The following is a 6000-nucleotide window of genomic DNA, read 5'->3' as shown; positions in this document are numbered from 1 at the left end:
TTACCGGAAACTATATTTGGACAAACAATCTGTCTAAATTATTGTCCGCATCCCCAATTGTGACCTTGAACAGCAAGGGCGACCGCCGTGGTTCAAATATAAAATACCATCCCTTCGCTTTTACAGAACAAGGTGTCGCCATGCTTTCGGCTGTGCTTCGCAGCGAAAGGGCGATCAAGGTCAGCATTGAAATCATGAACGCTTTCGTGCAGATGCGACATTACCTGCGCGGCAACATCGCCATCGCAAACCGCCTTGACGCCGTAGAAAACAGGTTTAACGCAAGATTTGTTGAACACGACATCAAATTTGAAAAGATTGACGAAAATTTCTCGAAAATCTTCAATCAGTTGGATGCTTCGCCCCAAAGGGCGAAGGAGGGAGTATTCTTCAAGGGGCAAATCTTTGATGCTTACGCCTTTTTCCAAGACATCATAAAGACTGCAACAAAAGAAATTGTCATTATTGATGGTTATGTTGACTTGTCTGTTTTGGAAAGGCTTGCAGTAAAAAAGAAGAATGTTGCTGTAAAAATTTTCACGAACCCGAAAGCAGAATTGCAAAAAATTGATGTCGACCAGTTCAACACGCAATACCCAACCGCAGTTATGGACTTCACCAAAAAGATGCACGACCGATTCTTGATTATCGACAATAAGGAACTGTATCATATTGGTGCGTCGCTTAAGGATTTAGGCAAGGCGTGTTTTGCGTTTGAAAAAATGGAGGATGCAAAGACATTAATCCCGGCGATTCTGGCCGCATTATAAAAGGCGGCCCGCAATTTGCAGGCCGCTTTTCGCTTAATGTTGTTGAATTCGATCTTACTTCAAGTTCGTCTTGAAGAATTCGTTCAGCTTTTCGAAGGGGATTTTTTCCAGGTTGTCGTAGAGGTCCACGTGGGAGGCTCCGGGGATAACGAGGAGTTCCTTGTTGCCGACGGTCTTGCTCCAGTTCTTGGTGGCGTCGAGTTTTGCGGGGACGTTCGCCTTCTTGCCGGTCATCTTTTCGAATGCGCCTTCGCCGAAGTAGCGGCTGTGGGCCTTTTCGCCGTGGATGATGAGCACGGGGTTACGGATTTCGTCGGCGTATGCGAGGAGCTTCGTGTTCATGAGCGAGGTGCCTGCGGAGGCGGCCCAGCCCTTGTTGCTGTTGAGGGAGCGCTTGTGGTAGCCGCGCGGGGTCTTGTAGTAGGCGTAGTAATCCTTGACAAAGTAAGGTGCGTCGTCCGGAAGCGGGTCCACCACGCCGCCGGCCAGGTCGTAGGTGCCATTCTTGAAGTCCTTGGTGCGCTGGGCCATCAAAGCCTTGCGGGCCTCGTTGCGGGCGTCGGCGTTGTTTGCGGAATCGAAGTAGCCGTTTGCGGATACGCGGCTCATGTCGTACATGGTCGAGGCTACCGTCGCCTTTACGCGGGTGTCGATGCCGGCGGCGTTAATCGCCATGCCGCCCCAGCCGCAAATGCCGATGATGCCGATGCGTTCCGGGTCAACGTTGTCGCGGGTCGAGAGAAAGTCCACGGACGCCATGAAGTCTTCGGTGTTGATGTCCGGGCTGTTCATGTAGCGCGGCTCACCGCCCGATTCGCCAGTGAAGCTCGGGTCGAATGCGATGGTCAGGAATCCGCGTTCCGCCATCTGCTGGGCGTAAAGACCGCTGGACTGTTCCTTGACGGCACCGAACGGGCCCGAGACTGCGATCGCCGGGAACTTGCCGTTCACCTTGAGGCTCGTGTCCTTGGGCACGAACATGTCGGCGGCGAGTTCAATGCCAAAGTGGTTCTTGAAAGTGACCTTGGAATGTTCGACCTTGTCGCTCTTGGGGAATACCTTGTCCCATTCGGCGGTGAGCGTGAGCTTGTTCATATTTTCTTCCTTTGTCTGTTGTGCTGTTTCTGTTGCGGACTGCGCGGCCGGCGTGGCGGCACCTTGCGCGGCAGCATTATTTTCTTTTTCGGGGCAGCACGCCATCAGGGTGCATGCGGAAGCCACGGCAAGCGCCACTTTTAAGAATTTGGATTTCATGATTTATCTCCTATTTAAAAATTCAACTCTTCTTGTCATGCCCGCGCAGGCGGACATCTTAAGATTCTCGCCTTCGCGAGAATGACAAAAAGCAATCCAGCCTTCGTGAGAATGACTTTATTGTATTACACTTTCTTTCCCATGGCGAACGCCTTTTTCAGGAGCGAGGAATTCTTCTTGACGTCGCCGGCGCTTTCGGCACCCGTGGCGCAGAGGGAGCCCTTGAGCTTCACGTCGTCAAAGCAGGCAATCCACCCACCAATGCCGCGCTTTGCGATGTTCATGGCCTTCGCGTCGGTATCGGCAGCAGACGTGAGCAGGTAAATCTCGCGGAACTTGTAATCGCTAGAATAGAGGGAATTTGCGCGGTCGAGCATGGTCTTGAGCTGGCCGCTCATCTCGTAATAGTAAATGGGCGTGGCAAACACGATGACATCGGCCGATTCCATCTTCTTGGTGATGGCGGGAGCGTCGTCCTTGATGACGCACTTGCCCTTCTTCTGGCAAGCGAGGCAGCCCATGCAAAAACCGATCTTCTTGCCGCGCAGCGACTCGAATTCCACCTTGTTGCCCGCCTCGGCGGCACCCTTCGCGAACTCCTGCGCCAGGGTTTCGGAGTTGCTTCCCTTGCGCAAGCTGCTGGACAAGACCAATACTTTTTTCATAGGTTCCTCTCGGTTGAAGTCTTTACATGTTCAAATATACCTCTTTTTTCAGATATTGCAAATACTTTGTTTTCATAACTAGACATGCCTATAAGGCATAGATTTAAGCAGCATAAAAAGGCGGAGCATTTTTCAGCATCTACTTCTCTTCGATCAACTCTATCAGCTGCTCCTTGTTGGGTAACACTGTTTGATACTTGCTGGCAAAAATCTGCGAATTGCCTTCGGGCAAAGTGATTTCTACAAGGGAGTCCGACTTTTTCTTGCAAAGAACGATGCCGATAGTGTTATTTTCGTGCGGAAGCTTTACAAAGCGGTCATAGTAGTGCACATACATCTGCATTTGACCCAAATCCTGATGCGTGAGTTCGCCAATCTTCAGATCCACCAACACAAAGCACTGCAGCAACCTGTTATAAAGAACCAGGTCCATAAAGAAATGCTTTTCGTCCAGCGTAATCCGCGACTGCCGTCCCACGAAAGTATATCCCTTACCCAGTTCAAGCAAAAAAGACTCCAACTTGTCGATGAGCTTGCTTTCCAGTTCGGTTTCCGAATATTCGGACTGTTCCGGCAGTCCCAAGAATTCCAAAATGTAGGGATCCTTGACAATGTCCGCCGGGGACTCCACGATACACCCTTTTTTAGACAGTTCCCTCACCGACTCCTTATCCTTGCTTACAGCGAGCCGTTCATAAAGCGCGGAATCGAACTGCCTTTTGAGTTCCCGCAGGCTCCAATTCGAGTTTTTCGCCTCAATTTCATAGAATTTCCGTTCGTCGGGATTATCAATACGCATCAGGAACAAGTAATGGGAGTAGCTGAGGGTGAATTCCGCAGACACTGTCTGCGAAATCTCCTTGGAGTAAATCAAGAAAAACTGACGCATTTGCTCCAGGTTTCTCTGCGAAAATCCCTTGCCATAATTTGCAGTAAGCCTGGCAGAAAGATTTTTGAGGACTTCCTTTCCATATTCTGCGCGGATGTTACCCTTTTGCTCATTTTCGACAATCGAACGGCCAATTTCGTAATACGTGCGAACCATCGCCGTATTAACGGCAACAGCAACAGACTTACGGTTCTGTTCGAGAATCGACGCAATTTGAGAATAAAGAGCGTCTTCCCTATGATTAGCCACTTTTTTAGCCATATAGCCTCCGTTTGGTTGCAATTTGCGACGCCGCTTTCGCGGCTGGTTAGTGTTAGAGGCGTCTCTTGTATTCCGAAAATCCAGAATAAAAAAAGACGCATTTTTCCATTAGACGGAAAAACACGTCGCGCATTAATGTACCTAATATTGCCAAAACTGGCAAGGGGAGTAAGAAAATTTTACATAACCACTGGGGTTATTCGTATTTCAATACCATGAACAACAAAGACCTTGTGGAAGCTCTTGATTTGAACCTGTCGGAATTTCCGACAGGTTTGCCCGAATTTGTAATTTGCAAAAAATGCAAAATAGTATACTGAAGAGAAATAAAATCAAACAAGTTTGATTTTGCTTCGTTCGCCTTGCATGCTTTTCCGCCTACATGCATAAAAAAGGCGGGGCAATTCAAGTTTACATTTTTTTGCTAGTAAGGAATCCTTACATCCTGAGATTACTTCCGAATCATATCCTTTTAGTTCTTTCTAGCAGAAATACGATATTTCGTTGAAATGAGCAATCCATTTCGCAACAACATCCTCATGACGAGCTTCAATAATCCGAAGAATATTTTGCAAGACATGTACCGGTTCCAGAGGAACACCTTCGTTGGACCAGAAATAAACCCAGAAAGACCCTATTTTAAAGATTTGCGGCATTGTTGAACCCACCTTTCTGAGAAAATTCCATTATCAAATGAGCCGTAGATTCAATCACCTTCTTATAGCGATTGATTTCCTCATCTGAAAAACCGAATATATCTTCCCATGTATAGGAGGGTAAATAGCATGTCGCCCGATGGAAGCCGTCTTTTGCGTCGGGCTTTTCGATGTACACCTTAACGCGGCCATCCTTGCCCATTTCGGAATGGACAATTTCCGCGTTGTCGTCAAGTGTCATGAAGGGGTACATCATATTGCTTAATGGCAATATAACATTTTCAGGCCTTGTTTGGCTAGTATTCATCTTTCCTCCCTCCGCCTACATGCATAAAAAGGCGGGGCTTTGCTTGTTTTACACCGTGCGCGAAAAATAGTTTTCTACACACTTGTGCACTAAATATAAATTACTAGATGGCGATTGTCAAGAGTTTTTTTAAATCCGCTCCAATTTCAAATGGTTATCTAAAATATCCAATGTATATTTTGATTCGTCTTCTGAAATCACAAGCATCGATGTAGGCGACGTTTGCACAACCTTTTCCACCCACAAGATGTCTTTTGGTCCACGGCGGAATTCAGACCATTGTTCGCATACAGTGTCATAGCTATAGTCATCAAACGGCTCTTTTAAGCGATATGCAATAATTCCGCAACCATACATTATGCACCATTGATTGTCTTCCGTTATAATAGCGCCTTCGGCATCGCCATAAAAGTCCCCAATACACCAAACAAGCTGCTTTTGCTTTTTCATGTAAAGACGAACCGTTTCATACTTCTTATACACTAGGTAATCATCATTTTCTACAAGGATGTTGTACTCCGGATCATCAATACGCAATTCTTCACGTTCTATGTATTCGCTCATTTCACAGCCTCTTACTCATCTGAACCAAGCGTCACAAATAGAGTTACATTTTTGAACCTAACAATCCAAAGCCCACAAAGGATATAAAACTGATAGGAATGCACACTGTCAAAGCACCCCGTTTCTAGTACAGAAATAGGCTCTTCATCTGCCGCTATATCAAAAATTTTCTTAAAGTTCGAGATTAGGGTCGCACGTTCATCGGACCAAAATTTCGGTTCTATATGTGCAAGAACTTCATCAAAAGACATTCCTGGATGGACAACGCAGTCCTTCGGCAAATCTGTTCCGGTATAGAATTTAGCCAGTTCTTCCATCGGCATGCTATTGTCTGTAGGAAAAACATCCAGGGCATAGCCATCGTAGCGATGAATTTTGCAATAAGTTGTCTCGATCATATAAAAGACGCTAAAGAATTTATTTGCGGCATCGATAACTTTCTTTTCCAAAACGATACCATAGGTATCCTGCACAAAAGCAAGTTCCTCATCCTCGTAATATCTTTCGCAGTAAAGCCTATCCATACAAGACATCCTTTCACGCATAAATATATATTTAAACAACTGTCATAAGATGACAATTGCATATTTTTTTTAGGAGTACCCACGTATGACCAATGGTAATTACGTCGAAT

7 protein-coding genes are annotated in these 6000 nt (G+C 46.4%); 1 reads left to right on the top strand and 6 read right to left on the bottom strand.

All coding sequences use genetic code 11. The features are described from left to right. The coding region (locus tag B7988_RS07610; protein ID WP_212668301.1) for a hypothetical protein at positions 1–770 on the top strand (770 nt) is incomplete at its 5' end. Positions 771–824: 54 nt separating this feature from the next. Here the strand turns inward: B7988_RS07610 and B7988_RS07605 are convergent. The 6 genes from B7988_RS07605 to B7988_RS07580 all read right to left on the bottom strand — a co-directional run bounded on the left by B7988_RS07605 (position 825) and on the right by B7988_RS07580 (position 5890). Further along, a complete protein-coding gene (locus B7988_RS07605; protein WP_088657440.1) occupies positions 825–2024 on the bottom strand; it encodes an alpha/beta hydrolase in 1200 nt (399 codons plus the stop codon). 125 nt (positions 2025–2149) lie between these two features. Beyond that, the gene (locus B7988_RS07600; RefSeq protein WP_088657439.1) at positions 2150–2689 is read right to left on the bottom strand and encodes a flavodoxin family protein; all 540 of its coding nucleotides are present in this window, start codon (positions 2687–2689) and stop codon (positions 2150–2152) included. A 139-nt stretch (positions 2690–2828) separates the two neighbouring features. Continuing rightward, on the bottom strand, positions 2829–3839 hold the full coding sequence (locus B7988_RS07595; RefSeq protein ID WP_088657438.1) for a PDDEXK nuclease domain-containing protein: 1011 nt from the start codon (positions 3837–3839) through the stop codon (positions 2829–2831). A 639-nt stretch (positions 3840–4478) separates the two neighbouring features. Then, a complete protein-coding gene (locus B7988_RS07590) occupies positions 4479–4751 on the bottom strand; it encodes a hypothetical protein (RefSeq protein WP_088657437.1) in 273 nt (90 codons plus the stop codon). A gap of 180 nt (positions 4752–4931) precedes the next feature. Next, positions 4932–5366: a hypothetical protein gene (locus tag B7988_RS07585; protein ID WP_088657436.1), complete on the bottom strand. Its 435-nt coding sequence runs from the start codon at positions 5364–5366 to the stop codon at positions 4932–4934. 11 nt (positions 5367–5377) lie between these two features. Next, positions 5378–5890 (bottom strand): hypothetical protein, encoded by a 513-nt coding sequence (locus B7988_RS07580; RefSeq protein WP_088657435.1) that lies wholly within the window; start codon positions 5888–5890, stop codon positions 5378–5380. Positions 5891–6000: the final 110 nt, after the last annotated feature.

This window comes from Fibrobacter sp. UWB1, from assembly GCF_002210325.1.
Taxonomy (GTDB): Bacteria; Fibrobacterota; Fibrobacteria; order Fibrobacterales; family Fibrobacteraceae; genus Fibrobacter.
Note: the sequence above shows the minus strand (reverse complement) of the source record. Positions and strands in the feature narration are given on the sequence as shown.